This window comes from Streptomyces coryli, from assembly GCF_011044975.1.
GTDB classification, from domain to species: Bacteria; Actinomycetota; Actinomycetes; order Streptomycetales; family Streptomycetaceae; genus Streptomyces; species Streptomyces coryli.
This window is the reverse complement of sequence record NZ_JAAKZV010000021.1, coordinates 14,615-40,110: the sequence shown is the minus strand read 5'-3', so window position 1 is coordinate 40,110 and position 25,496 is coordinate 14,615. Positions and strand designations below refer to the sequence as shown.

General features: G+C 66.6%; 38 protein-coding genes. All 38 read left to right on the top strand.

Annotated features, from left to right (window positions below; genetic code table 11):
- The first annotated feature begins 43 nt into the window (after positions 1–43).
- The 38 genes from G5C51_RS07925 to G5C51_RS07735 all read left to right on the top strand — a co-directional run bounded on the left by G5C51_RS07925 (position 44) and on the right by G5C51_RS07735 (position 25,496).
- Complete coding sequence (locus tag G5C51_RS07925) at positions 44–526, top strand: DUF1707 and DUF4190 domain-containing protein (RefSeq protein WP_165233961.1); 483 nt, start codon at positions 44–46, stop codon at positions 524–526.
- A 236-nt stretch (positions 527–762) separates the two neighbouring features.
- Positions 763–1,134, top strand: coding sequence for a 30S ribosomal protein S12 (gene rpsL / locus G5C51_RS07920; RefSeq protein WP_003948652.1), 372 nt, complete (start codon positions 763–765; stop codon positions 1,132–1,134).
- 2 nt (positions 1,135–1,136) lie between these two features.
- Entirely contained in the window at positions 1,137–1,607 is a 471-nt protein-coding gene (gene rpsG, locus G5C51_RS07915) for a 30S ribosomal protein S7 (protein ID WP_165233958.1), read from the top strand.
- A gap of 38 nt (positions 1,608–1,645) precedes the next feature.
- A complete protein-coding gene (fusA, locus tag G5C51_RS07910; protein ID WP_165233955.1) occupies positions 1,646–3,769 on the top strand; it encodes an elongation factor G in 2,124 nt (707 codons plus the stop codon).
- Between the two features lie 161 nt (positions 3,770–3,930).
- On the top strand, positions 3,931–5,124 hold the full coding sequence (gene tuf / locus G5C51_RS07905; protein WP_165233952.1) for an elongation factor Tu: 1,194 nt from the start codon (positions 3,931–3,933) through the stop codon (positions 5,122–5,124).
- 381 nt (positions 5,125–5,505) lie between these two features.
- Positions 5,506–5,814 (top strand): 30S ribosomal protein S10, encoded by a 309-nt coding sequence (gene rpsJ / locus G5C51_RS07900; protein ID WP_014054162.1) that lies wholly within the window; start codon positions 5,506–5,508, stop codon positions 5,812–5,814.
- A gap of 18 nt (positions 5,815–5,832) precedes the next feature.
- The gene (gene rplC / locus G5C51_RS07895) at positions 5,833–6,477 is read left to right on the top strand and encodes a 50S ribosomal protein L3 (protein WP_165233949.1); all 645 of its coding nucleotides are present in this window, start codon (positions 5,833–5,835) and stop codon (positions 6,475–6,477) included.
- Between the two features lie 8 nt (positions 6,478–6,485).
- On the top strand, positions 6,486–7,163 hold the full coding sequence (gene rplD / locus G5C51_RS07890) for a 50S ribosomal protein L4 (protein ID WP_165233946.1): 678 nt from the start codon (positions 6,486–6,488) through the stop codon (positions 7,161–7,163).
- On the top strand, positions 7,163–7,582 hold the full coding sequence (gene rplW, locus G5C51_RS07885; RefSeq protein WP_165233943.1) for a 50S ribosomal protein L23: 420 nt from the start codon (positions 7,163–7,165) through the stop codon (positions 7,580–7,582). The genes rplD and rplW overlap by 1 nt, the downstream gene beginning before the upstream one ends.
- Positions 7,583–7,621: 39 nt before the next feature.
- On the top strand, positions 7,622–8,458 hold the full coding sequence (gene rplB / locus G5C51_RS07880) for a 50S ribosomal protein L2 (RefSeq protein WP_165233941.1): 837 nt from the start codon (positions 7,622–7,624) through the stop codon (positions 8,456–8,458).
- Between the two features lie 12 nt (positions 8,459–8,470).
- The gene (gene rpsS, locus G5C51_RS07875; protein WP_165233939.1) at positions 8,471–8,752 is read left to right on the top strand and encodes a 30S ribosomal protein S19; all 282 of its coding nucleotides are present in this window, start codon (positions 8,471–8,473) and stop codon (positions 8,750–8,752) included.
- 43 nt (positions 8,753–8,795) lie between these two features.
- On the top strand, positions 8,796–9,143 hold the full coding sequence (gene rplV / locus G5C51_RS07870) for a 50S ribosomal protein L22 (protein ID WP_165233937.1): 348 nt from the start codon (positions 8,796–8,798) through the stop codon (positions 9,141–9,143).
- The gene (gene rpsC, locus G5C51_RS07865) at positions 9,143–9,994 is read left to right on the top strand and encodes a 30S ribosomal protein S3 (protein ID WP_165233935.1); all 852 of its coding nucleotides are present in this window, start codon (positions 9,143–9,145) and stop codon (positions 9,992–9,994) included. Before rplV ends, rpsC begins: the two co-directional genes overlap by 1 nt.
- A 5-nt stretch (positions 9,995–9,999) precedes the next feature.
- Entirely contained in the window at positions 10,000–10,419 is a 420-nt protein-coding gene (gene rplP / locus G5C51_RS07860) for a 50S ribosomal protein L16 (RefSeq protein WP_165233933.1), read from the top strand.
- Positions 10,419–10,643 carry a 50S ribosomal protein L29 gene (gene rpmC, locus G5C51_RS07855; RefSeq protein ID WP_165233931.1) on the top strand — a complete coding sequence of 75 codons (225 nt, stop codon included), beginning with the start codon at positions 10,419–10,421 and terminating at the stop codon, positions 10,641–10,643. Before rplP ends, rpmC begins: the two co-directional genes overlap by 1 nt.
- On the top strand, positions 10,643–10,930 hold the full coding sequence (rpsQ, locus tag G5C51_RS07850; protein ID WP_165233929.1) for a 30S ribosomal protein S17: 288 nt from the start codon (positions 10,643–10,645) through the stop codon (positions 10,928–10,930). The genes rpmC and rpsQ overlap by 1 nt, the downstream gene beginning before the upstream one ends.
- A gap of 94 nt (positions 10,931–11,024) precedes the next feature.
- Positions 11,025–11,393 (top strand): 50S ribosomal protein L14, encoded by a 369-nt coding sequence (gene rplN, locus G5C51_RS07845; RefSeq protein WP_165233927.1) that lies wholly within the window; start codon positions 11,025–11,027, stop codon positions 11,391–11,393.
- Positions 11,394–11,395: 2 nt separating this feature from the next.
- On the top strand, positions 11,396–11,719 hold the full coding sequence (gene rplX / locus G5C51_RS07840) for a 50S ribosomal protein L24 (RefSeq protein ID WP_165233925.1): 324 nt from the start codon (positions 11,396–11,398) through the stop codon (positions 11,717–11,719).
- Positions 11,719–12,279 (top strand): 50S ribosomal protein L5, encoded by a 561-nt coding sequence (rplE, locus tag G5C51_RS07835; RefSeq protein WP_165233922.1) that lies wholly within the window; start codon positions 11,719–11,721, stop codon positions 12,277–12,279. The genes rplX and rplE overlap by 1 nt, the downstream gene beginning before the upstream one ends.
- Positions 12,280–12,281: 2 nt before the next feature.
- Positions 12,282–12,467, top strand: coding sequence for a type Z 30S ribosomal protein S14 (locus G5C51_RS07830; RefSeq protein WP_165233919.1), 186 nt, complete (start codon positions 12,282–12,284; stop codon positions 12,465–12,467).
- 154 nt (positions 12,468–12,621) lie between these two features.
- A complete protein-coding gene (gene rpsH, locus G5C51_RS07820; protein ID WP_165233913.1) occupies positions 12,622–13,020 on the top strand; it encodes a 30S ribosomal protein S8 in 399 nt (132 codons plus the stop codon).
- 21 nt (positions 13,021–13,041) lie between these two features.
- The gene (rplF, locus tag G5C51_RS07815; RefSeq protein WP_165233910.1) at positions 13,042–13,581 is read left to right on the top strand and encodes a 50S ribosomal protein L6; all 540 of its coding nucleotides are present in this window, start codon (positions 13,042–13,044) and stop codon (positions 13,579–13,581) included.
- 3 nt (positions 13,582–13,584) lie between these two features.
- On the top strand, positions 13,585–13,968 hold the full coding sequence (rplR, locus tag G5C51_RS07810) for a 50S ribosomal protein L18 (RefSeq protein ID WP_165233907.1): 384 nt from the start codon (positions 13,585–13,587) through the stop codon (positions 13,966–13,968).
- 14 nt (positions 13,969–13,982) lie between these two features.
- Positions 13,983–14,588, top strand: coding sequence for a 30S ribosomal protein S5 (rpsE, locus tag G5C51_RS07805; RefSeq protein WP_165233904.1), 606 nt, complete (start codon positions 13,983–13,985; stop codon positions 14,586–14,588).
- Positions 14,588–14,770 carry a 50S ribosomal protein L30 gene (gene rpmD / locus G5C51_RS07800; protein WP_165233901.1) on the top strand — a complete coding sequence of 61 codons (183 nt, stop codon included), beginning with the start codon at positions 14,588–14,590 and terminating at the stop codon, positions 14,768–14,770. The genes rpsE and rpmD overlap by 1 nt, the downstream gene beginning before the upstream one ends.
- A gap of 1 nt (position 14,771) precedes the next feature.
- Positions 14,772–15,230: a 50S ribosomal protein L15 gene (gene rplO / locus G5C51_RS07795; RefSeq protein WP_165233897.1), complete on the top strand. Its 459-nt coding sequence runs from the start codon at positions 14,772–14,774 to the stop codon at positions 15,228–15,230.
- A 219-nt stretch (positions 15,231–15,449) separates the two neighbouring features.
- Positions 15,450–16,763: a preprotein translocase subunit SecY gene (gene secY, locus G5C51_RS07790; RefSeq protein WP_165233894.1), complete on the top strand. Its 1,314-nt coding sequence runs from the start codon at positions 15,450–15,452 to the stop codon at positions 16,761–16,763.
- Positions 16,763–17,413, top strand: coding sequence for an adenylate kinase (locus tag G5C51_RS07785; protein WP_165233891.1), 651 nt, complete (start codon positions 16,763–16,765; stop codon positions 17,411–17,413). The genes secY and G5C51_RS07785 overlap by 1 nt, the downstream gene beginning before the upstream one ends.
- A 74-nt stretch (positions 17,414–17,487) precedes the next feature.
- Entirely contained in the window at positions 17,488–18,324 is an 837-nt protein-coding gene (gene map / locus G5C51_RS07780; protein ID WP_165233888.1) for a type I methionyl aminopeptidase, read from the top strand.
- 149 nt (positions 18,325–18,473) lie between these two features.
- On the top strand, positions 18,474–18,695 hold the full coding sequence (gene infA, locus G5C51_RS07775) for a translation initiation factor IF-1 (RefSeq protein WP_003948620.1): 222 nt from the start codon (positions 18,474–18,476) through the stop codon (positions 18,693–18,695).
- Positions 18,696–18,752: 57 nt separating this feature from the next.
- Positions 18,753–18,866, top strand: coding sequence for a 50S ribosomal protein L36 (gene rpmJ, locus G5C51_RS07770; protein WP_003956441.1), 114 nt, complete (start codon positions 18,753–18,755; stop codon positions 18,864–18,866).
- Positions 18,867–19,107: 241 nt separating this feature from the next.
- Positions 19,108–19,488, top strand: coding sequence for a 30S ribosomal protein S13 (gene rpsM, locus G5C51_RS07765; RefSeq protein ID WP_165233885.1), 381 nt, complete (start codon positions 19,108–19,110; stop codon positions 19,486–19,488).
- A gap of 62 nt (positions 19,489–19,550) precedes the next feature.
- The gene (gene rpsK / locus G5C51_RS07760; protein WP_165233882.1) at positions 19,551–19,955 is read left to right on the top strand and encodes a 30S ribosomal protein S11; all 405 of its coding nucleotides are present in this window, start codon (positions 19,551–19,553) and stop codon (positions 19,953–19,955) included.
- Positions 19,956–19,985: 30 nt separating this feature from the next.
- Positions 19,986–20,612 (top strand): 30S ribosomal protein S4, encoded by a 627-nt coding sequence (rpsD, locus tag G5C51_RS07755; RefSeq protein ID WP_165233879.1) that lies wholly within the window; start codon positions 19,986–19,988, stop codon positions 20,610–20,612.
- 123 nt (positions 20,613–20,735) lie between these two features.
- Entirely contained in the window at positions 20,736–21,758 is a 1,023-nt protein-coding gene (locus tag G5C51_RS07750; RefSeq protein ID WP_165233872.1) for a DNA-directed RNA polymerase subunit alpha, read from the top strand.
- 177 nt (positions 21,759–21,935) lie between these two features.
- Complete coding sequence (rplQ, locus tag G5C51_RS07745; protein ID WP_165233870.1) at positions 21,936–22,442, top strand: 50S ribosomal protein L17; 507 nt, start codon at positions 21,936–21,938, stop codon at positions 22,440–22,442.
- Positions 22,443–22,521: 79 nt separating this feature from the next.
- A complete protein-coding gene (truA, locus tag G5C51_RS07740; RefSeq protein WP_165233867.1) occupies positions 22,522–23,367 on the top strand; it encodes a tRNA pseudouridine(38-40) synthase TruA in 846 nt (281 codons plus the stop codon).
- Between the two features lie 296 nt (positions 23,368–23,663).
- A complete protein-coding gene (locus tag G5C51_RS07735) occupies positions 23,664–25,496 on the top strand; it encodes a glycoside hydrolase family 3 protein (protein WP_240929466.1) in 1,833 nt (610 codons plus the stop codon).

The window sequence follows — 25,496 nt, the reverse complement described above, 5'->3', positions numbered from 1 at the left end:
TGCTTTGTCCATGCAGCCGTGGGATCAGGGGCGTCCGCCCACCATGCGTGTGTCTCATGCGGACCGCGAGCGGGCGGTGGATGTGCTCAAGGCCGGGTTCGCTGAGGGGCGGCTCACCCAGCCGGAGTACGAGACGCGGATGACGCGTGCGTACAAGGCCCAGACGTATGGCGAGCTGCACCTGCTCGTGGGAGATCTGCCACAGGGCATTCACCACCCGCAGACGCCGCGCGGCTTCGGCCCGCCGATGGCCCCTGCCGTGCCTCAGACCTTCCTGCCGACCCCGGCCCCGCCCACCAATAGCTCGGCGGTGGCTTCGCTCGTCTGCGGGGCGCTGGTGCCCATGGTGGGCATCACCTGCATTCCGGCGGTGATCCTGGGCCATAAGGCGCGGGCCGAGATCAAGCGCACGGGGGAGAGCGGCGACGGCATGGCCGTGGCCGGCATGGTGATCGGCTATCTGGCGATCGGCACGGTGGCCTTCATCCTGCTGATCGTGGCGATGGTCGCGTCCTCGTCGGCTTAGGGCTTGTTTTGACCGGAGCGAATGCTATAGGTAGGCTCTGACCTTGTGCCTGGGGTGTCCCCGGGTTCCCGTGTGCGCGGAAGTCTCCGCCACGCTGGAGCACATTCCCCCGCTGCGAAGCAAATCGCGCGGGAGATTTCCAGGGCTTGCGACACACCCGACCGCGTGGGTCGGGGACCGTCGCAGGAACCCCAGGTTAGAAGTATCGAGATCGGCACACAGAAACCGGAGAAGTAGTGCCTACGATCCAGCAGCTGGTCCGTAAGGGCCGGCAGGACAAGGTCGAGAAGAACAAGACGCCCGCGCTCGAGGGTTCCCCCCAGCGCCGCGGCGTCTGCACGCGTGTCTTCACCACCACCCCGAAGAAGCCGAACTCGGCGCTGCGGAAGGTCGCGCGTGTTCGCCTGACCTCCGGCATCGAGGTCACCGCTTACATCCCGGGTGAGGGCCACAACCTGCAGGAGCACTCCATCGTGCTCGTGCGTGGTGGCCGAGTGAAGGACCTGCCGGGTGTTCGTTACAAGATCATCCGCGGTTCCCTGGACACGCAGGGCGTCAAGAACCGTAAGCAGGCTCGCAGCCGCTACGGCGCCAAGAAGGAGAAGTAAGCATGCCTCGTAAGGGCCCCGCCCCGAAGCGCCCGGTCATCATCGACCCGGTCTACAGCTCTCCTCTGGTGACGTCCCTCATCAACAAGGTGCTCCTGCACGGCAAGCGCTCCACCGCTGAGCGCATCGTGTACGGCGCCATGGAAGGCCTGCGCGAGAAGACCGGCAACGACCCGGTCATCACCCTCAAGCGCGCCCTCGAGAACGTCAAGCCGGCCATCGAGGTCAAGTCCCGCCGTGTCGGTGGCGCGACCTACCAGGTCCCGGTCGAGGTCAAGCCCGGCCGCTCCTCCACGCTGGCGCTGCGCTGGCTCGTGGGCTACTCGCGCGCCCGTCGCGAGAAGACCATGACCGAGCGGCTCATGAACGAACTGCTGGACGCCTCGAACGGCCTGGGCGCCTCCGTCAAGCGACGCGAGGACACCCACAAGATGGCCGAGGCGAACAAGGCGTTCGCGCACTACCGCTGGTAGTCGACACCCCCGTTAACGAGAGAGAAGACTGAGCCAACATGGCCACCACTTCGCTTGACCTGGCCAAGGTCCGCAACATCGGGATCATGGCCCACATCGACGCGGGCAAGACGACCACCACCGAGCGGATCCTGTACTACACCGGTGTGAGCTACAAGATCGGTGAGGTCCACGACGGCGCTGCCACGATGGACTGGATGGCCCAGGAGCAGGAGCGCGGCATCACGATCACGTCTGCCGCGACGACCTGCCACTGGCCGCTGAACGACACCGATCACACCATCAACATCATCGACACCCCGGGTCACGTCGACTTCACGGTCGAGGTGGAGCGCTCGCTGCGCGTCCTGGACGGTGCCGTGACGGTGTTCGACGGTGTCGCCGGTGTGGAGCCGCAGTCCGAGACGGTGTGGCGTCAGGCGGACCGCTACGGCGTTCCGCGTATCTGCTTCGTCAACAAGCTCGACCGTACCGGCGCGGAGTTCCACCGCTGCGTCGACATGATCGAGGACCGTCTGGGCGCTCAGCCGCTGGTCATGCAGCTGCCGATCGGCACCGAGATGGACTTCAAGGGTGTCGTTGACCTCGTCACCATGAAGGCCTTCGTCTGGTCCGCCGACACCAAGCTGGGTGAGGCGTACGACATCGTCGACATCCCGGACACGCACACCGAGGCCGCCGCGGAGTACCGCGGCAAGCTCCTCGAGGCCGTGGCCGAGAACGACGAGGAGATGATGGAGCTGTACCTCGAGGGCCAGGAGCCCACCGAGGACCAGCTGTACGCGGCCATCCGCCGCGTGACCATCGCCTCCGGCCGTACCACCGAGGGCACCACGGTGACCCCGGTGTTCTGCGGCACCGCGTTCAAGAACAAGGGCGTGCAGCCCCTGCTCGACGCGGTCGTGCGCTACCTGCCGTCGCCGCTGGACGTCGACGCGATCGAGGGCCACGCGGTCAACGACCCGGAGCAGGTCATCGTCCGCAAGCCGTCCGAGGACGAGCCGATGTCGGCTCTGGCCTTCAAGATCGCTGCGGACCCGCACCTCGGCAAGCTCACCTTCATCCGCGTGTACTCGGGCCGGCTCACCGCCGGCACCCAGGTGCAGAACTCGGTGAAGGGCAAGAAGGAGCGCATCGGCAAGATCTACCGCATGCACGCGAACAAGCGTGAGGAGATCGAGTCGGTGGGTGCCGGCGACATCGTCGCCGTCATGGGCCTGAAGCAGACCACCACCGGTGAGACGCTCTGCGACCCGTCGAACCCCGTCATCCTCGAGTCCATGGACTTCCCGGCCCCGGTGATCCAGGTCGCCATCGAGCCGAAGTCCAAGGGCGACCAGGAGAAGCTGGGCACGGCGATCCAGCGCCTCGCCGAGGAGGACCCGTCCTTCAAGGTGCACACCGACGAGGAGACCGGCCAGACGATCATCGCCGGCATGGGCGAGCTTCACCTGGACGTCCTCGTCGACCGCATGAAGCGCGAGTTCAAGGTGGAGGCGAACGTCGGTAAGCCGCAGGTGGCCTACCGCGAGACCCTCCGCAAGCCGGTCGAGAAGCACGAGTACACGCACAAGAAGCAGACCGGTGGTTCCGGTCAGTTCGCGCGCGTGATCATCGCGCTCGAGCCGCTCGAGGGCGACGGCTACGAGTTCGTCAACAAGGTCACCGGTGGCCGCATCCCCCGGGAGTACATCCCCTCGGTGGACGCGGGCTCGCAGGAGGCCATGGAGTTCGGCGTGCTCGCCGGTTACCCGCTCACGGGTGTCCGCGTCACCCTGCTCGACGGCGCGTTCCACGAGGTCGACTCGTCCGAGATGGCCTTCAAGATCGCCGGTTCGATGGCCTTCAAGGAGGCCGCCCGCAAGGCCTCCCCGGCCCTGCTCGAGCCGATGATGAAGGTCGAGGTCACCACGCCCGAGGACTACATGGGCGATGTGATCGGCGACATCAACTCGCGGCGCGGTCAGATCCAGTCCATGGAGGACCGCGGTGGCGCCAAGCTGGTCACCGGCCTGGTTCCGCTGTCCGAGATGTTTGGCTACGTGGGCGACCTGCGCAGCAAGACCTCCGGTCGCGCGAGCTACTCCATGCAGTTCGACTCCTACGCCGAGGTCCCCAAGGCCGTGGCAGAGGAGATCATCGCGAAGGCCAAGGGCGAGTAACCCGTAGGCTGTAGCACAAAGGGCTTACGGGGCATCCCGTCGCATATCCTCCGGTCTCATGCCAGAGGGGATGCGGCGGGGCCCCCGCGGCCGGCCCCAAGCAAAAGTTCACCTGGCGCCGATGAGTAAAGGCGTACAGAACCACTCCACAGGAGGATCCCGTGGCGAAGGCGAAGTTCGAGCGGACTAAGCCGCACGTCAACATCGGCACCATCGGTCACATCGACCACGGTAAGACCACTCTTACCGCTGCGATCACCAAGGTGCTGCACGACGCGTACCCCGACCTGAACGAGGCCTCGGCCTTCGACATGATCGACAAGGCGCCGGAAGAGCGCCAGCGTGGTATTACCATCTCCATCGCGCACGTCGAGTACCAGACCGAGTCGCGTCACTATGCGCACGTCGACTGCCCCGGTCACGCGGACTACATCAAGAACATGATCACCGGTGCCGCCCAGATGGACGGCGCGATCCTGGTGGTCGCCGCGACCGACGGCCCGATGCCGCAGACCAAGGAGCACGTGCTCCTGGCCCGCCAGGTCGGCGTGCCGTACATCGTTGTCGCGCTGAACAAGGCCGACATGGTGGACGACGAGGAGATCCTGGAGCTCGTCGAGCTCGAGGTCCGCGAGCTGCTCTCCGAGTACGAGTTCCCGGGCGATGACGTTCCGGTCGTCAAGGTCTCTGCTCTGAAGGCCCTCGAGGGCGACAAGGAGTGGGGTGAGTCCGTCCTCAACCTGATGAAGGCCGTCGACGAGTCCATCCCGCAGCCCGAGCGTGACGTCGACAAGCCGTTCCTGATGCCGATCGAGGACGTCTTCACGATCACCGGTCGTGGCACCGTCGTCACCGGTCGTATCGAGCGTGGCATCCTCAAGGTCAACGAGACCGTCGACATCATCGGCATCAAGACCGAGAAGACCACCACCACGGTCACCGGCATCGAGATGTTCCGGAAGCTGCTCGACGAGGGTCAGGCCGGTGAGAACGTCGGTCTGCTGCTTCGTGGCATCAAGCGCGAGGACGTCGAGCGCGGCCAGGTCATCATCAAGCCCGGTTCGGTTACGCCGCACACCGAGTTCGAGGCCCAGGCCTACATCCTGTCGAAGGACGAGGGTGGCCGTCACACCCCGTTCTTCAACAACTACCGTCCGCAGTTCTACTTCCGCACCACCGACGTGACCGGCGTCGTGACCCTCCCCGAGGGCACCGAGATGGTCATGCCGGGCGACAACACTGAGATGACCGTTGAGCTCATCCAGCCCGTCGCGATGGAAGAGGGCCTGAAGTTCGCCATCCGTGAGGGTGGCCGGACCGTGGGCGCCGGCCAGGTCACCAAGATCACCAAGTGACCTGAGCAATCGCTCTGTGAGCGGCCTCACCCCGTTTCGGGGTGAGGCCGCTCACGTTTTTCCGGGGGCGTTTAGGGGGCCCCGGCCTCGATTGGCGTCGGCCCGTCCTGATATGGCAGACTGTCGGGGTTGCTCGGTTGTGTAGCCGATGCTGCGCGCCTCCCGCCGGGAGGACTGGAAGCGAGTCCCAGGTATTCGTCGTCCCTCATCAGGGACGGAAGTACGGGAATCTTCCGGGAAGCGTATGCGGGGCGCCAGCCACGGCACTCCCTCCAGCAGGAAAATTCCGCAGCTTATTGCGGGAAGGGTTGCGACACGCCCGACCGCGTGGGTCGGAGGGGAAGCCAGAGCGTAATGAGAGAACAGGACTGCTGAGAAGCCATGGCGGGACAGAAGATCCGCATCCGGCTCAAGGCCTACGACCACGAGGTCATCGACTCCTCGGCGAAGAAGATCGTCGAGACGGTGACGCGTACTGGTGCGTCGGTCGCGGGCCCGGTGCCGCTGCCCACTGAGAAGAACGTGTACTGCGTCATCAAGTCGCCGCACAAGTACAAGGATGCTCGCGAGCACTTCGAGATGCGCACGCACAAGCGCCTCATCGACATCCTCGACCCGACCCCCAAGACCGTTGACTCTCTGATGCGACTCGACCTCCCGGCCGGTGTCGACATCGAGATCAAGCTCTGAAGGCCGGTGATCTGAGAGATGGCTAAGCAGATCAAGGGCCTCCTGGGCGAGAAGCTCGGCATGACGCAGGTCTGGGACGAGAACAACCGCATCGTTCCGGTGACCGTCGTCAAGGCCGGGCCCTGCGTTGTTACCCAGGTCCGCACCAACGACCAGGACGGTTACGACTCCGTCCAGATCGCGTTCGGCGAAATTGACCCGCGCAAGGTGAACAAGCCCCTCAAGGGCCACTTCGCCAAGGCCGACGTCACCCCCCGCCGCCACCTCGTCGAGGTCCGCACCCCGGACTCCTCCGAGTACACCCTCGGCCAGGAGCTCACCGCGGAGACCTTCGAGGGCGGCGTCAAGGTCGACGTCACCGGCAAGAGCAAGGGCAAGGGCTTCGCCGGCGTCATGAAGCGCCACGGCTTCCACGGCGGCAAGGCATCCCACGGTGCCCACCGCGTGCACCGCAAGCCCGGCTCGATCGGTGGCTGCGCCACCCCGGGTCGTGTCTTCAAGGGCATGCGCATGGCCGGCCGGATGGGCAACGAGCGCGTGACCACCCAGAACCTGACCGTCCACGCCGTTGACGCGGAGAAGGGTCTGCTGCTCATCAAGGGCGCGGTTCCCGGTCCGAACGGCGGCCTCGTCCTGGTCCGTACCGCGGCCAAGGGGGCCTGAGGTAACCGATGAGCACCATTGACATTCTTTCGCCGGCCGGCGACAAGACCGGTAGCGTCGAGCTCCCCGCGGAGATCTTCGACGCCAAGGTCAGCATCCCGCTGATCCACCAGGTCGTCGTCGCCCAGCTGGCCGCTGCCCGCCAGGGCACGCACAAGACGAAGACGCGCGGCGAGGTCCGCGGCGGTGGCAAGAAGCCGTACCGCCAGAAGGGCACCGGCCGCGCCCGCCAGGGCTCGACCCGCGCTCCGCAGTTCGCCGGTGGTGGCGTCGTGCACGGTCCCGTGCCGCGCGACTACTCGCAGCGGACGCCCAAGAAGATGAAGGCCGCCGCCCTGCGCGCCGCCCTCACCGACCGGGCCCGCAACAACCGCATCCACGTCGTCACCGGCGTGGTCGAGGGTGAGACGCCGTCCACCAAGGCCGCCAAGGCCCTGCTGGCCAAGGTCAGCGAGCGCAAGAACGTGCTCCTGGTCGTGGACCGGGCCGACGAGGCCGCGGTGTTCTCCGCCCGCAACCTGCCCCAGGTGCACATCCTGGAGCCGGGTCAGCTGAACACCTACGACGTGCTCGTCTCCGACGACGTGGTCTTCACTCAGGCCGCCTTCGAGTCCTTCGTGACCGGTCCGGCCAAGGCCGGCAAGGCTGTCGCGAGCGAGAGCGAGCTCGAAGGGAGCGAGGCCTGATGGCTACGCGTCACCCGAGCATCGCCTCGAAGGCCGCCAAGGCCGCCAAGGCTGCTCGTAAGGCCAAGGCCGCGCGGCACGCCGCGGACGGCAAGGTCACCGTCGAGACCCCGCTGAGCAAGTCCTTCACGGATCTCCGTGACGTGCTGCTCAAGCCGGTCGTCTCGGAGAAGAGCTACGCGCTGCTCGACGACAACAAGTACACGTTCATCGTCGACCCGCGTGCGAACAAGACCCAGATCAAGCAGGCCGTCGAGACGGTCTTCACGGTCAAGGTCACCGGGGTCAACACGATCAACCGGCAGGGCAAGCGCAAGCGCACCCGCACCGGTTTCGGGAAGCGCGCGGACACCAAGCGCGCCATCGTGACCCTCGCTGAAGGCGACCGCATCGACATCTTCGGCGGTCCGGTCTCCTAACGGAGACGGGATCGTCCGGATACGGACGAGGACTGAGAAATGGGAATCCGCAAGTACAAGCCGACGACCCCGGGCCGTCGTGGCTCTTCGGTCGCCGACTTCGTCGAGGTCACGCGGTCCACGCCGGAGAAGTCGCTGGTTCGCCCGCTGCACAGCAAGGGCGGCCGTAACAACGCCGGTCGTGTGACTGCCCGCCACCAGGGCGGTGGCCACAAGCGCGCCTACCGCGTGATCGACTTCCGTCGGCACGACAAGGACGGCGTGCCGGCCAAGGTCGCGCACATCGAGTACGACCCGAACCGCACCGCGCGCATCGCGCTGCTGCACTACGCAGACGGCGAGAAGCGCTACATCCTGGCTCCGGCCGGGCTGTCGCAGGGTGCCCGCGTCGAGAACGGCCCTGGGGCCGACATCAAGCCGGGCAACAACCTGCAGCTGCGCAACATCCCGGTGGGTACGACCATCCACGCCATCGAGCTGCGGCCCGGCGGCGGCGCGAAGTTCGCCCGCTCCGCGGGTGCCTCCGTGCAGCTGCTGGCGAAGGAGGGCCAGATGGCCCACCTGCGTATGCCGTCCGGTGAGATCCGCCTGGTCGACGTCCGCTGCCGCGCCACCGTTGGCGAGGTCGGCAACGCCGAGCAGTCGAACATCAACTGGGGTAAGGCCGGCCGTATGCGCTGGAAGGGCGTCCGCCCGACCGTGCGTGGTGTCGTCATGAACCCGGTCGACCACCCCCACGGTGGTGGCGAGGGCCGGACCTCGGGTGGTCGCCACCCGGTGTCCCCCTGGGGTCAGAAGGAAGGTCGTACGCGTTCGCCGAAGAAGGCGAGCAACAAGTACATCGTCCGCCGCCGCAAGACGAACAAGAAGCGCTAGGAGCGGGTTTAGATGCCGCGCAGTCTCAAGAAGGGGCCCTTCGTCGACGACCACCTTTCCAAGAAGGTGGACGTTCAGAACGATGCAGGCACCAAGAACGTCATCAAGACCTGGTCCCGCCGCTCGATGATCGTCCCGGCGATGCTGGGTCACACCATCGCGGTGCACGACGGCCGTAAGCACGTCCCGGTGTTCGTCACTGAGTCGATGGTCGGCCACAAGCTCGGCGAGTTTGCGCCGACCCGCACCTTCCGCGGCCACGTCAAGGACGACCGCAAGTCGAAGCGTCGCTGACGAGCGGGGTGCGAAGACTATGACTAATTCCGAAGGGACAACCATGGAAGCCATGGCACGGGCGCGGTACATCCGCGTCACGCCCATGAAGGCCCGCCGGGTGGTGGACCTTATCCGTGGCATGGATGCCACGGAGGCTCAGGCCGTCCTGCGTTTCGCCCCGCAGGCCGCGAGTGAGCCTGTCGGCAAGGTGCTGGACAGCGCCATTGCCAACGCCGCCCACAACTACGAGATGACCGACGTCGACGACCTCTTCATCAAGGAGGCCTACGTCGACGAGGGTCCGACCCTGAAGCGGTTCCGTCCGCGTGCCCAGGGCCGGGCCTACCGGATCCGTAAGCGCACCAGCCACATCACCGTGGTTCTCGGCAGCAAGGAAGGAACCCGGTAATGGGCCAGAAGGTAAACCCGCACGGGTTCCGGCTGGGTGTCACCACCGACTTCAAGTCGCGTTGGTACGCCGACAAGCTGTACAAGGACTACGTCAAGGAAGACGTCGCCATTCGTCGCATGATGACGAAGGGCATGGAGCGCGCCGGCATCTCGAAGGTGGAGATCGAGCGCACCCGTGACCGCGTCCGCGTGGACATCCACACCGCCCGGCCGGGCATCGTCATCGGCCGCCGTGGTGCGGAGGCCGACCGTATCCGTGGCGAGCTGGAGAAGCTCACCGGCAAGCAGGTGCAGCTGAACATCCTCGAGGTGAAGAACCCCGAGACCGATGCTCAGCTCGTCGCGCAGGCCGTCGCCGAGCAGCTCTCCTCCCGCGTCTCCTTCCGTCGGGCCATGCGCAAGAGCATGCAGTCCGCCATGAAGGCCGGCGCCAAGGGCATCAAGATCCAGTGCGGCGGGCGTCTCGGCGGTGCCGAGATGTCGCGCTCGGAGTTCTACCGCGAGGGCCGTGTGCCCCTGCACACGCTCCGCGCGAACGTCGACTACGGCTTCTTCGAGGCCCGTACGACCTTCGGCCGCATCGGTGTGAAGGTCTGGATCTACAAGGGCGACGTGAAGAACATCGCCGAGGTCCGCGCTGAGAACGCTGCCGCCCGTGCGGGTAACCGCCCGGCGCGCGGTGGCGGCAACGACCGTCCGGGCGGCCGCGGTGGCGGCCGGGGCGGCGAGCGTGGTGGCCGCGGTGGTGGCCGTCGTCCGCAGCAGCAGTCGGCTCCGGCTGCCGAGGCCCCCAAGGCCGAGGCTCCCGCCGCCGCTCCCGCTGCTGAGAGCACCGGAACGGAGGCCTGACCGACATGCTGATCCCTAGGCGGGTCAAGCACCGCAAGCAGCACCACCCGGGACGCTCGGGCATGGCCAAGGGTGGCACCGAGCTCGCTTTCGGCGAGTACGGCATCCAGGCCCTGACCCCGGCGTACGTGACGAACCGGCAGATCGAGGCAGCTCGTATCGCCATGACGCGTCACATCAAGCGTGGCGGCAAGGTGTGGATCAACATCTACCCGGACCGTCCGCTGACGAAGAAGCCTGCTGAGACCCGCATGGGTTCCGGTAAGGGTTCGCCGGAGTGGTGGGTTGCGAACGTTAAGCCCGGACGCGTGATGTTCGAGCTGTCCTACCCGAATGAGAAGACTGCGCGTGAGGCGCTCACCCGCGCTGCTCACAAGCTTCCGATGAAGTGCCGCATCGTGCGGCGCGAAGGCGGTGAGTCGTAATGGCTGCCGGCACGAAGCCGAGCGAGCTGCGCCAGCTGAACGACGAGGACCTCGTCGGCAAGCTGCGTGAGGCCAAAGAAGAGCTGTTCAACCTCCGCTTCCAGGCGGCGACCGGGCAGCTGGAGAACCACGGCCGTCTGAAGGCGGTCCGTAAGGACATCGCCCGGATCTACACCCTGATGCGCGAGCGTGAGCTGGGCATCGAGACGGTGGAGAGCGCCTGATGAGCGAGACGAATGTGACTGCAGAGAAGACCGAGGCCCGTGGCTTCCGCAAGACCCGCGAGGGTCTGGTCGTCAGCGACAAGATGGACAAGACCGTCGTCGTCGCCGTTGAGGACCGGGTGAAGCACGCGCTGTACGGCAAGGTCATCCGCCGTACCAACAAGCTCAAGGCGCACGACGAGCAGAACGCCGCGGGTGTCGGCGACCGTGTCCTCATCATGGAGACCCGGCCGCTGTCCGCGACGAAGCGCTGGCGCGTCGTCGAGATCCTCGAGAAGGCCAAGTAATTCCTGAGGGCATTCCCTCAGGTTCGTTCCGCCAGGCTCGGCAGGGGTTCGCAAGACCCCTGCCGGGAACCGGCAGACAATCCAGGAGATAGACGTGATCCAGCAGGAGTCGCGGCTCAAGGTCGCCGACAACACCGGTGCGAAGGAAATCCTTTGCATCCGTGTTCTCGGTGGCTCCGGCCGTCGCTACGCGGGCATCGGTGACGTCATCGTCGCCACCGTCAAGGATGCGATCCCCGGTGGCAACGTGAAGAAGGGCGACATCGTCAAGGCCGTCATCGTGCGCGCCGTGAAGGAGCGCCGGCGTCCCGACGGTTCGTACATCCGCTTCGACGAGAACGCCGCCGTCATTCTGAAGAACGACGGCGACCCCCGTGGCACCCGTATCTTCGGCCCGGTCGGCCGTGAGCTGCGCGAGAAGAAGTTCATGAAGATCATCTCGCTCGCGCCGGAGGTGCTGTAAGCATGAAGATCAAGAAGGGCGACCTGGTTCAGGTCATCACCGGCAAGGACCGCGGCAAGCAGGGCAAGGTCATTCAGGCCTACCCCAGCGATGAGCGCGTCCTGGTCGAGGGTGTCAACCGGGTCAAGAAGCACACCAAGGCCGGCCAGACCGCCCGCGGTTCGAAGACCGGCGGCATCATCACCACCGAGGCCCCGATCCACGTCTCCAACGTCCAGCTGGTCGTGGAGAAGGACGGGAACAAGGTCGTGACCCGTGTCGGCTACCGCTTCGACGACGAAGGCAACAAGGTTCGCGTTGCCAAGCGGACGGGTGAGGACATCTGATGACTGCCACCACCAACGCGCCGCGGCTCAAGCAGCGCTACCGCGAAGAGATCGCCGGCAAGCTGAAGGACGAGTTCTCGTACGAGAACGTCATGCAGATTCCCGGCCTGACCAAGATCGTGGTCAACATGGGTGTGGGCGACGCCGCCCGCGACTCCAAGCTGATCGACGGTGCCATCAAGGACCTCGCCACGATCACCGGCCAGAAGCCGTCCGTGACCAAGGCCCGGAAGTCCATCGCGCAGTTCAAGCTGCGTGAGGGTCAGCCGATCGGCGCCCACGTCACCCTCCGTGGTGACCGCATGTGGGAGTTCCTGGACCGGCTGCTGTCGCTCGCGCTGCCGCGCATCCGCGACTTCCGCGGTCTGTCGCCGAAGCAGTTCGACGGCCGTGGCAACTACACCTTCGGTCTCACGGAGCAGGTCATGTTCCACGAGATCGACCAGGACAAGATCGACCGGACGCGGGGCATGGACATCACCGTGGTGACCACGGCGTCCAACGACGACGAGGGCCGTGCTCTCCTTCGTCACCTCGGCTTCCCGTTCAAGGAGAACTGACCGTGGCGAAGAAGGCTCTGATCGCTAAGGCCAACCGCAAGCCCAAGTTTGGGGTGCGTGGCTACACGCGCTGCCAGCGCTGCGGCCGGCCGCACTCCGTGTACCGCAAGTTCGGCCTGTGCCGCGTGTGCCTCCGTGAGATGGCGCACCGTGGCGAGCTGCCGGGCGTGACCAAGAGCTCCTGGTAAGCATCACCGCTTACTAGTAGTTCTCGGCAAAGACCGAACTACTACGCCGTAGGTCCACCGCACCACACCCGCCCCTCTCTCTTGTCATAAGAGGAGTAAGGGGAGAGGGACGGAGCATCAGGAAACCGCGGCGAGAGAGGCCGAAGGCCATCACATGACCATGACCGATCCGATCGCAGACATGCTGACTCGTCTGCGGAACGCTAACTCGGCGTACCACGACACCGTCGCCATGCCGCACAGCAAGATCAAGTCGCACATCGCGGAAATCCTCCAGCAGGAGGGTTACATCACCGGCTACCGCACCGAGGACGCCGAGGTCGGCAAGAACCTCATCCTCGAGCTGAAGTTCGGCCCGAACCGTGAGCGCTCGATCGCCGGCATCAAGCGGATTTCGAAGCCGGGTCTGCGGGTCTACGCAAAGTCCACCAACCTGCCCCGCGTGCTGGGCGGCCTGGGCGTGGCGATCATCTCCACGTCCCACGGTCTCCTCACCGGTCAGCAGGCACAGAAGAAGGGCGTGGGTGGGGAAGTCCTCGCCTACGTCTGGTAACCGGGAACGGAGGAAATAGCAATGTCGCGTATTGGCAAGCTGCCCGTTCAGGTTCCCGCCGGTGTGGACGTCACCATCGATGGCCGTACGGTCGCGGTGAAGGGCCCCAAGGGCTCCCTCTCGCACACCGTCGCTGCGCCCATCGACGTCGCCAAGGGTGAGGACGGCTCCATCGTCGTCTCCCGCCCGAACGACGAGCGCAAGAACAAGGCCCTGCACGGCCTGTCCCGCACGCTGGTGGCGAACATGGTCACCGGCGTGACCCAGGGCTACGTCAAGAAGCTCGAGATCAGCGGCGTCGGCTACCGCGTGCTGGCGAAGGGCTCCAACCTGGAGTTCTCGCTGGGATACAGCCACCCGATCCTCATCGAGGCCCCCGAGGGCATCACCTTCAAGGTCGAGAACCCGACGCACTTCAGCGTCGAGGGCATCGACAAGCAGAAGGTCGGCGAGGTCGCCGCGAACATCCGCAAGCTGCGCAAGCCCGACCCGTACAAGGCCAAGGGCGTCAAGTACGAGGGCGAAGTCATCCGCCGCAAGGTCGGAAAGGCTGGTAAGTAAGCCATGACATACGGTGTGAAGATCGCCAAGGGTGACGCGTACAAGCGTGCCGCCACGAAGCGCCGCCACATCCGGGTCCGTAAGAAGGTCTCCGGTACGGCGGAGCGTCCGCGCCTCGTCGTGACGCGCTCGAACCGCCACATGGTGGCGCAGGTCATCGACGACCTCAAGGGCCACACGCTGGCCTCGGCGTCGTCGCTGGACACGTCCATCCGTGGCGCCGAGGGCGACAAGAGCGCTCAGGCCAAGGCCGTCGGCGCGCTGGTCGCCGAGCGGGCGAAGTCGGCGGGCGTTGAGGCCGTCGTGTTCGACCGCGGCGGCAACAAGTACGCCGGGCGCATCGCTGCTCTGGCCGACGCGGCCCGCGAAGCCGGGCTCAAGTTCTGAGAGAGGGTAGACCAATGGCTGGACCCCAGCGCCGCGGTGGCGGCGCCGGCGGCGGCGAGCGGCGGGACCGGAAGGGCCGTGACGGTGCCAACGCCGGCGCCGACAAGACCGCATACGTTGAGCGCGTTGTCGCGATCAACCGTGTCGCCAAGGTTGTGAAGGGTGGTCGTCGCTTCAGCTTCACTGCGCTGGTCGTAGTGGGCGATGGTGACGGCACCGTGGGTGTCGGATACGGCAAGGCCAAGGAGGTGCCGGCCGCCATCGCCAAGGGCGTTGAGCAGGCCAAGCGCAACTTCTTCAAGGTCCCGCGTATCCAGGGCACCATTCCGCACCCGATCCAGGGTGAAGAGGCCGCGGGCGTCGTCCTGCTCAAGCCGGCTTCGCCGGGTACCGGTGTTATCGCCGGTGGTCCCGTGCGTGCCGTGCTCGAGTGCGCCGGCATCCACGACGTGCTGAGCAAGTCGCTCGGTTCCTCGAACCCGATCAACATCGTGCACGCCACGGTGGCCGCTCTTCAGGGCCTGCAGCGCCCCGAGGAGATCGCCGCCCGCCGTGGCCTGCCGCTGGAGGACGTTGCTCCCGCCGCTCTGCTGCGGGCGCGGGCTGGGGTGAACGCGTAATGGCGCAGCTCAAGATCACCCAGACCAAGTCCTACATCGGGAGCAAGCAGAACCACCGGGAGACGCTCCGTACGCTCGGCCTGCGCCGGCTGCACGACAGCGTCACCCGTGAGGACTCTCCCGTGGTGCGTGGACAGATTCAGTCCATCCGCCACCTCGTGAGCGTCGAGGAGGTCGACTGACATGGCGGAAGAGAACAAGCCGCTGAAGGTCCACAACCTCCGTCCGGCTCCGGGCGCCAAGACCGCCAAGACCCGTGTGGGTCGTGGTGAGGCGTCGAAGGGTAAGACGGCCGGTCGTGGTACCAAGGGCACCAAGGCCCGTTACCAGGTTCCGGAGCGCTTCGAGGGCGGGCAGATGCCCCTCCACATGCGTCTCCCGAAGCTGAAGGGCTTCACGAACCCGTTCCGCACCGAGTACCAGGTCGTGAACCTGGACAAGCTCGCCTCCCTCTACCCCGAGGGTGGCGAGGTCACGGTGGCGGACCTGGTCGCGAAGGGTGCCGTTCGCAAGAACAGCCTCGTCAAGGTCCTTGGCCAGGGCGAGATCACCGTGGCGCTGACCGTGACCGTGGACAAGGTCTCGGGCTCCGCCAAGGAGAAGATTGCCGCTGCGGGCGGCTCCGTCACGGAGCTTGTCTGAGCAGTGTGACGAACAACCGGGGATGCTCGACATGGGCATCCCCGGTTGGTCGTTCCACGGGGGGCCAGGTCGCCGGTAAGGTGGCTGGCACTGTTGACTTCCGGGTGGGCAGGTTCGACGAGTTGGACGAGCCGATCTGCCGGGCTTTGACCGTACTTATCCGTTGATCATTGAGACCGTCACCTCTCGCGCGGCTGCGTGAGGGTCGCAGGAGGCACCGTGCTCACCGCGTTCGCCCGGGCGTTCCAGACACCCGACCTGCGCAAGAAGCTGCTCTTCGTACTGGGCATCATCGTCATCTACCGGCTCGGTGCGCATGTGCCGCTCCCCGGAGTCAGCTACGAGGCCGTCCAGACGTGTATGGACCAGGCCAGCAGCCAGCAGGGGCTGTTCGGGCTCGTCAACATGTTCAGCGGCGGAGCCCTGCTGCAGCTCACCATCTTTGCGCTCGGGATCATGCCGTACATCACGGCGAGCATCATCCTGCAGCTGCTGACCGTTGTGATCCCACGACTGGAACAGCTGAAGAAGGAAGGCCAGTCGGGCACCGCGAAGATCACGCAGTACACCCGTTACCTGACGGTCGCCCTCGCCGTGCTGCAGGGCACCGGCCTGGTGGCCACGGCGCGCAGCGGCTCGCTCTTCCCGCAGTGCACCGTCAACAACCAGATCATTCCGAACGACTCGATCTTCACCATCATCACGATGGTCATCACCATGACCGCCGGCTGTGCCGTGATCATGTGGTTCGGTGAGCTCATCACCGACCGCGGCATCGGCAACGGCATGTCGATGATGATGTTCGTGTCGATCGCGGCCGGCTTTCCGGGCTCGCTGTGGGCCATCAAGACCGGCGGCGAGATCATGAGCGGCTGGGGCGAGTTCGCGATCGTCATCGCGCTCGGCCTGGCGATGGTCGGCCTGGTCGTCTTCGTCGAGCAGGCGCAGCGGCGCATTCCGGTGCAGTACGCGAAGCGCCAGATCGGCCGCCGGTCGTACGGCGGTACGTCGACCTACATCCCGCTGAAGGTCAACCAGGCGGGTGTGATTCCCGTCATCTTCGCGTCCTCGCTGCTGTATATCCCGGCGCTCATCGTGCAGTTCACGAACTCGCAGTCCGGCTGGGCACAGTGGATTTCGAAGAACTTCGTCAAGGGCGACCACCCGTACTACATCATCACGTACTTCCTCCTCATCGTGTTCTTCGCCTTCTTCTACGTGGCGATCACGTTCAACCCCGAGGAAGTCGCCGACAACATGAAGAAGTATGGTGGCTTCATCCCTGGCATCCGGGCGGGGCGTCCTACGGCGGAATACCTGAGCTACGTGCTGAACCGGATCACGTGGCCGGGAGCGATGTACCTGGGACTCATCGCGCTGGTGCCAACGGTGGCCCTGGTGCTCTTCAATGCCAATCAGAACTTCCCGTTCGGTGGCACGAGCATCCTGATCATCGTGGGTGTCGGTCTTGAGACTGTGAAGCAGATCGAGAGTCAGCTTCAGCAGCGTAATTACGAAGGGTTCCTCCGCTGATGCGAATCGTCCTCGTCGGGCCGCCCGGTGCGGGCAAGGGCACGCAGGCCGCGTACCTCGCCAAGAACCTGTCGATCCCGCACATCTCCACCGGCGATCTGTTCCGCGCGAACATCAGCCAGGAGACGGAGCTCGGGCTCGAGGCCAAGTCGTACATGGACGCCGGCCAGCTCGTGCCCGACGAGATCACGATCGGCATGGCGAAGGACCGCATGGAGCAGGAGGACGCCGCGAACGGCTTCCTGCTGGACGGCTTCCCGCGGAATGTCTCGCAGGCCGTGGCGCTGGACGAGATGCTGCAGGCCGCGTCGATGGAGCTCGACGCGGTGCTGGACCTGGAGGTCCCCGAGGACGAGGTCGTGAAGCGGATCGCCGGCCGGCGCATCTGCCGTAACGACTCGTCGCACGTGTTCCACGTCACGTACAGCCCGCCGGTCAAGGACGGCGTCTGCGACCAGTGCGGCGGCGAGCTGTACCAGCGCGACGACGACAGCGAGGACACTGTCCGGCGCCGGCTCGAGGTCTACCACCAGCAGACCGAGCCGATCATCGATTACTACAAGGCGCAGGGCCTGGTCACCACCATCTCCGCGATGGGCCCGGTGGCCGAGGTCACCCAGCGGGCCATGGAGGCGCTGCCCTCGCGCTGAGCCCGGGCGGGCTCGGTGTGCGCGTATCCTGGTCTGCTGGAACCCACGAAGCAGACCAGGAGGCGCACCCCGCCATGGTGGAGATCAAGACCCCCGAGCAGATCGCGAAGATGCGGGAGGCCGGGCTTGTCGTCGCCGCCATGCACAAGGCCTGCGCCGAAGCGGCCGTCCCCGGAGCCTCGACCAAGGATCTGGACGAGATCGCGGCAAAAGTGCTCGCCGAGCACAACGCCAAGCCGAATTTCCTGGGCTACGGCGGCTTCCCCGGCAACATCTGCACCTCGGTGAACGACGTCGTCGTGCACGGCATCCCGGACCGCGAGACCGTCCTGAAGTCCGGCGACATCATCTCCATCGACGCCGGCGCGATCGTCGACGGCTGGCACGGTGACGCGGCGCTCACCGTCTTCGTCGGTACGGGCCACGCGCCCGAGCTGATCGAGCTCAGCCGGGTCACCGAGGAGTCCATGTGGGCCGGCCTCGCCGCCGTCCGCAAGGGCGCCCGGCTGGTCGATGTCTCCAAGGCCATCGAGGGCTACATCCGCCGCCAGCCCCGGCCCGCCTCCGGCAAGTACGGGATCATCGAGGACTACGGCGGCCACGGCATCGGCTCGCAGATGCACATGGAGCCGCACCTGCTGAACTACGTCGAGCGGCGCCGCGGCAAGGGCCCGAAGCTGGTGCCCGGCTTCTGCCTGGCGATCGAGCCGATGGTGAGCCTCGGCACACCGAAGACCCACGTCCTCGAGGACGAGTGGACGGTGAAGACCGACGACGGCACCTGGTCGTCGCACTGGGAGCACTCGGTGGCGCTCACCGAGCAGGGCCCGCTGGTCCTGACCGCTCCGGACGGCGGCAAGGCAAAGCTGGCTGAGCTGGGCATTACGGCCGCTCCGGACCCGCTGGCCTAACCCGGGCATAATGATCTTGATCTCGGGGCAGTATCACGATTTCCCCTTTTCACCCCGCGTGGCTTAGACTGGCTCGTCGGTCCATGTGTGCGTTCAGGCGCGCTCACGGACCATCCAGGTAGCCAATCCGGAAGGTGTAGCACTCAGGTATGGCCAAAAAACAAGGGGCCATCGAGATCGAGGGCACCGTCGTCGAGTCTCTGCCGAACGCCATGTTCAAGGTGGAGCTCCAGAACGGGCACCAGGTCCTCGCGCACATCAGCGGCAAGATGCGGATGCACTACATCCGTATCCTTCCCGACGACCGGGTCGTGGTGGAGCTCTCTCCTTACGACCTGACGCGCGGACGGATCGTCTACCGCTACAAGTAGATCTTGCTCCACCCCGCTCCCGTGGGGTGGGCACTGACCCGGAGGACCTCCGAACCAATGAAGGTCAAGCCGAGCGTCAAGAAGATCTGCGACAAGTGCAAGGTGATCCGCCGTCACGGCCGGGTCATGGTCATCTGCGACAACCTGCGCCACAAGCAGCGCCAGGGCTGACGCACGCCGACCTGCACTCTTCGCAGATCTCGCGCGACGCATAAGCGAATACGACAGATACGCAGACACCCGACCCCCACAGTGCACGTGTGTGTGGGACGACACCCCCGGCTCGGAGGCTGGGGACCCGACTCGTAAGGCTCCACACAGGGCCCGGGGTCTGGGGCGAAGCCCCAGAGGATCCAGTTACGGGAATGGTGCTGCGTCAGACCTCCGACATAGCAATCAGGAGCCACATCCCATGGCACGCGTTGCAGGTGTCGACATCCCGCGCGAAAAGCGCGTGGAGGTCGCCCTCACCTACGTCTTCGGCATTGGGCGCACCCTCTCTCAGAAGACCCTCGCCGCCACCGGCGTGAACCCGGACACCCGGGTCCGCGACCTGGCGGAGGAGGACCTCGTCAAGATCCGCGACTACGTGGACAACCAGCTGCAGGTCGAGGGTGACCTTCGCCGCGAGATCCAGGCCGACATCCGCCGCAAGGTCGAGATCGGCTGCTACCAGGGTCTCCGCCACCGTCGCGGGCTGCCGGTCCACGGCCAGCGCACCTCGACGAACGCTCGCACCCGCAAGGGCCCGCGTCGCGCGATCGCCGGCAAGAAGAAGCCGGGCAAGAAGTAGTCCACAGCAGCGGTCCCACTTGCTGTTGTAGGACCGACCACCTCCACGGGAGTTAATACCGAATGCCTCCGAAGAGCCGTACGGCCGGCGCCAAGAAGGTGCGCCGCAAGGAGAAGAAGAACGTCGCTCATGGGCACGCCCACATCAAGAGCACGTTCAACAACACGATCATCTCGATCACTGACCCGACCGGGAACGTGATCAGCTGGGCCTCGGCCGGGCACGTGGGCTTCAAGGGCTCGCGTAAGTCCACGCCGTTCGCGGCGCAGATGGCCGCCGAGTCCGCCGCCCGCCGGGCGCAGGAGCACGGCATGCGCAAGGTTGACGTCTTCGTCAAGGGTCCCGGCTCCGGCCGCGAGACCGCGATCCGCTCCCTCCAGGCCACCGGCCTCGAGGTGGGTTCGATCCAGGACGTCACCCCCACCCCGCACAACGGATGCCGCCCGCCCAAGCGCCGCCGCGTCTGACGACCCAGCTGAAGTAGGAGAGTAAAGACAATGGCGCGTTACACCGGGGCCGACTGCAAGCGTTGCCGTCGGGAGAAGCAGAAGCTCTTTCTCAAGGGAGCTAAGTGCGAGAGCGCAAAGTGCCCGATCGAGATCCGTCCTTACCCCCCGGGTGAGCACGGTCGCGGGCGCACGAAGGACTCCGAGTACCTGCTGCAGAAGCGCGAGAAGCAGAAGTGCGCGCGCATCTACGGCATTCTCGAGAAGCAGTTCCGCGGGTACTACAACGAGGCCAACCGGCAGTCCGGCAAGACCGGTGAGAACCTGCTGCGCATCCTCGAGTCCCGTCTCGACAACGTGGTTTACCGGGCCGGCTTCGCCAAGTCCCGCGACCACGCCCGTCAGCTGGTCCGGCACGGCCACATCCAGGTGAACGGTCGCAAGACCGACATCCCCTCGGCCCGTGTCGTTCCGAACGACATCATCGAGGTCCGCGACGGCTCGAAGAACCTGACCCCGTTCGCGGTGGCGCAGGGCGAGGCCGGCGACAAGACCGTTCCGGCGTGGCTCGAGGCCATCCCCGGTTCGCTCCGGATCCTCGTGCACTCGCTGCCCGAGCGCCAGGTGATCGACACCCAGGTGCAGGAGCAGCTGATCGTTGAGCTCTACTCCAAGTAGTAGGTAGGGCCTGCGGGTATTACGGATACGGGCGGGGGCGTGCGATCAGCACGTCTCCGCCCGTACCCTTGCAGTGTCTAGGGCGTCAAATAGCGGTCGCCCAAAACTGGAGGACTACACCTCATGCTGATTGCTCAGCGCCCCTCTCTGACCGAAGAGGTCGTCGAGGAATACCGGTCCCGGTTCGTCATCGAGCCGCTGGAGCCGGGCTTCGGCTACACCCTCGGCAACTCCCTGCGTCGGACCCTTCTCTCCTCGATCCCGGGCGCCGCTGTGACGTCCATCCGGATCGACGGCGTGCTGCACGAGTTCACCACCGTGCCGGGCGTCAAGGAGGATGTGACCGACCTCATCCTGAACATCAAGCAGCTGGTCGTCTCGTCCGAGCACGACGAGCCCGTCGTGATGTACTTGCGCAAGCAGGGCCCCGGCGTGGTCACCGCTGCTGACATCGCCCCGCCGGCCGGTGTCGAGGTCCACAACCCGGACCTGGTCCTGGCCACGCTGAACGGCAAGGGCAAGCTGGAGATGGAGCTGACCGTCGAGCGCGGTCGCGGCTACGTCTCCGCGGTGCAGAACAAGCAGGTGGGCCAGGAGATCGGCCGGATTCCGGTCGACTCGATCTACTCGCCGGTGCTCAAGGTCACGTACAAGGTCGAGGCGACCCGTGTCGAGCAGCGCACCGACTTCGACAAGCTGATCGTCGATGTCGAGACCAAGGAGGCCATGCGTCCGCGTGACGCGATGGCGTCCGCCGGTAAGACGCTCGTCGAGCTGTTCGGTCTCGCGCGTGAGCTGAACATCGACGCCGAGGGCATCGACATGGGTCCGTCCCCGACGGACGCCGCGCTCGCCGCCGATCTGGCGCTGCCGATCGAGGAGCTGGAGCTCACGGTCCGTTCCTACAACTGCCTCAAGCGTGAGGGCATCCACTCCGTGGGTGAGCTCGTGGCGCGCTCCGAGGCGGACCTGCTCGACATCCGTAACTTCGGTGCGAAGTCGATCGACGAGGTCAAGGCGAAGCTGGCCGGCATGGGCCTGGCGCTGAAGGACTCGCCTCCCGGCTTCGACCCGACCGCCGCCGCCGACGCCTTCGGCGCCGACGACGACGCGGACGCCGGTTTCGTGGAGACCGAGCAGTACTGATCACCTCCGGTGAGGTGAGAAAACGTCCGGGGCTGCCGCCCCGGAACCCCCCGGCCGCAGGCCGGAGGATCCCCTGGGAGGCGACCGCCTCCAGGGTCCGCGACGGGAATCCCCGGATTCCCGCAGGACCGTACCGGTACCTCATACGGCCGCGTACGGAGACAGAGGAGAAAGATCATGCCGAAGCCCGCCAAGGGCCCCCGTCTGGGCGGCGGCGCTGCACACGAGCGCCTCATGCTGCGTAACCTGGCCACCGCGCTCTTCGAGCACGGCCGCATCACGACGACCGAGGCCAAGGCCCGCCGTCTGCGTCCGTACGCCGAGCGTCTGGTGACCAAGGCGAAGAAGGGCGACCTTCACAACCGCCGTCAGGTCATGCAGCTGATCTCGGACAAGGGTGTCGTGCACACCCTGTTCACCGAGATCGGCCCGCGGTACGAGAACCGCCCGGGTGGCTACACCCGGATCACCAAGATCGGCGGTCGCCGCGGCGACAACGCGCCGATGGCCGTGATCGAGCTGGTCGAGGCGATGACCGCCAAGTCGGAGACGGTGGCCGAGGCCAGCGCTGCGACCAAGCGGGCTGCCAAGGACGCCGAGGAGGCCCCCAAGGCCGACCTCACCAAGGACGAGACCCCGGCGGACGCCGCCGAGGCCCCGGCCGAGGAGTCCAAGGACGCGTAGTCCTTCGCAGGGGCGGATCCGGTTCATTACGAGCCGGGTCCGCCCTTTTGCGTATGCCGGCAGTGAGAGGATCGCCAGCGTGAGTGACGAGGTGGAGCCCGGGTTTGTGCGGGTGCGGCTGGATCTGGCGTATGACGGGGGCGGGTTTTCCGGGTGGGCCAAGCAGAATCGCGGGCAGCGGACCGTGCAGGGGGAGATCGAGGCCGCGCTGCCGGTGGTGATGCGGGAGCAGCGGAGCTTTGAGCTGACGGTCGCGGGGCGGACCGATGCCGGGGTGCACGCCCGTGGGCAGGTCGCCCATGTGGATCTGCCGCGGGAGCTGTGGGACGAGCACGGGCCGCATCTGTTGCGGCGGCTGGCGGGGAAGCTGCCGCAGGACATCCGGATCTGGCGGATCAGCGAGGCGCCGGCGCACTTCAACGCGCGGTTCTCGGCGATCTGGCGGCGGTACGCGTACCGGGTCAGCGATCACCCCGGCGGGGTGGATCCGCTGCTGCGCAACCACGTCCTCTGGCACAACTGGACGCTGGACCTCGAGGCCATGAACGCCGCGGCCGACCGGCTGCTCGGCGAGCACGATTTCGCCGCCTTCTGCAAGAAGCGCGAGGGCGCGACCACCATCCGCACGCTGCAGGAGCTGCGCTGGGAGCGCCGCCCCGACGGGATCCTCGAGGCCACGGTGAAGGCGGACGCCTTCTGCCACAACATGGTGCGGGCGCTGGTCGGCGCGATGCTCTTCGTCGGCGACGGGCACCGGCCGCCGGAGTGGGCGGGGAAGGTGCTGGTGGCGGCGGTGCGGGATTCGTCGGTGCAGGTCGTACGGCCGCACGGGCTGACGCTCGAGGAGGTCGGCTACCCGGCGGACGAGCAGCTGGCGGCCCGTAACGCCGAGGCCCGGAATCTGCGGACGCTGCCGCGCGACTGACCGGGGCCGCACAGGTGACGGGCCCGCTCTTCCCCCGGGGAGAGCGGGCCCGTCGGCTTTTACGCGGCCGGTGCGGCCGGATCAGCCGGGGAGGTGCCTGGAGTAGTTCGTCAGCCAGTCCCCGTACGGCTTGGCCGCGGTGGTGCGGACGGGGATAGAGACACCGGCGGCGGTCGAGTGGGTTGCGGTGGACACGTCACAGGGTTCTGTTCAAAATTTGACGGCTTGGCAACGACGGGCATATGCCCCCCGCGCGCCGCGGCCGCTCGGGCGCGGCGGGGCGGTTCCATGGTGATATGCGCGTCCCATCCGTATTTGGTGCCGTTCTGCTCGCTCTCGTCGCCGGCGGCTGCGCCGGGACCCCCGAGCCGGACGGGGAGCGGACCACCGCTCCCCGGTCCCGCTGCTCCGATGCCGACGACTGCCTGGAGCGGATGACGCTCGGCGAGAAGGCCGGGCAGATGATCCAGCTGCAGAACGCCTTCCTCGAGGACGAGCAGGATCTGGGGCGGCTCGGCATCGGGGCCATGCTCAGCGGGGGCGATGACGGCGGGCCCATGGGCAAGCGCGGGACCGCGGCCGAGTGGGCCGGGATGGTCGAGGGATATCAGCGGGCGGCCATGCGGAGCCGGCTGCGGATTCCGCTCCTTTACGGGGCCGATGCCGTGCACGGCATGAGCGGGGTCAAGGGTGCCGTGATCTTCCCGCACCGGATCGGGATGGGGGCCACCCGGGACGCCGGGCTGGTCGCACGGGCCGAGCGGGTCACCCGCGACGAGGTGCTCGGGTCCGGGGTGAACTGGAACTTCACGCCCTGCCTGTGCGTGCCGCGCGATGTGCGGTGGGGGCGGACGTACGAGGGATACGCGCAGGACCCGGCGGTCGTCGGGAAGCTCGGGGCGGCGTCGGTGAAGGCGACGCAGGGGGAGCGGCTGTGGCGCGGGTCCGTGCTGGCCACCGCCAAGCATTTCGTGGGTGACGGGGCGACCGCGTACGGGTCGGCCGAGGGCGACAAGATCATCGACCAGGGTGATGTGCGGGTGGGGGAGAAGGAGCTGCGGGACGTCCACCTGGCGCCGTACCGGGAGGCGGTCGAGGCCGGGGTCGGGTCGGTGATGGCCTCGTATTCGAGCGTGGACGGGGTGAAGACGCACGGGGACAAGAAGCTGATCAGCGGGGTGCTGAAGGGGGAGCTCGGCTTCAAGGGCTTCGTGGTCAGCGATTACGACGCCGTGCAGCAGCTGCCCGGCAACGGGCTGCCCGAGCAGGTGGCCCGGGCGGTCAACGCCGGGATCGACATGGTGATGGTGTCCAAGGACTACCGCGGGGTGCGGGACGCCATCGTCGGCGGGGTGAAGGACGGCAGCATCCCCGAGAAGCGGGTCGACGACGCGGTGCGGCGGATTCTCTCCGTAAAGGAGCGGATGGGGCTCTTCGAGCAGCCCGTCGCCGACCGGAAGCTGACCCGCGCGGTGGGCTCGGCCGGGCATCGCAAGGTGGCCAGGGAGGCGGTGCGGCGGTCGCAGGTGCTGCTGGAGAACGACGGGGTGCTGCCGCTGAAGAAGCGCGGGTCGTACCGGATCGTCGTGGGCGGCAATGGCGCCGATGATCTCGGGCGGCAGCTCGGCGGATGGTCAATGGGGTGGCAGGGCGGCAAGGGCGACACCACCGAGGGGACGACCTTCCTGGAGGCGCTGCGGAAGGCCACCAGGGGGACCGGGATCGAGGTCGTCACCAAGGGGCGGGGTGACGTCGGGATCTGGGTCGGCGGGGAGAAGCCGTACGCGGAGTGGTTCGGCGACGCGAAGGATCTGTCGCTGGGGGCGGAGAACGAGCGGGATCTGGCGGGAGTCTGCGAGCGGGCGGAGAAGTGCGTCGGGGTGCTGTACTCCGGGCGGCCGCTGGCGGTCGGGGAGCAGCTGAAGCAGACGGACGCCTTTGTGGCCTCCTGGCTGCCCGGCACCGAGGGGCAGGGGATCACGGACGCGCTCTTCGGCGCCGGGTTCAGCGGGCGGCTGCCGGTGGCGTGGCCGCGGACGGCGGCGGCGGGGCCGGTGGCGCAGGCTCAGGCCGGCACCGGCGAGGGCGAGCCGCTGTTCAAGTACGGGCACGGGCGGCAGCCGTACTGA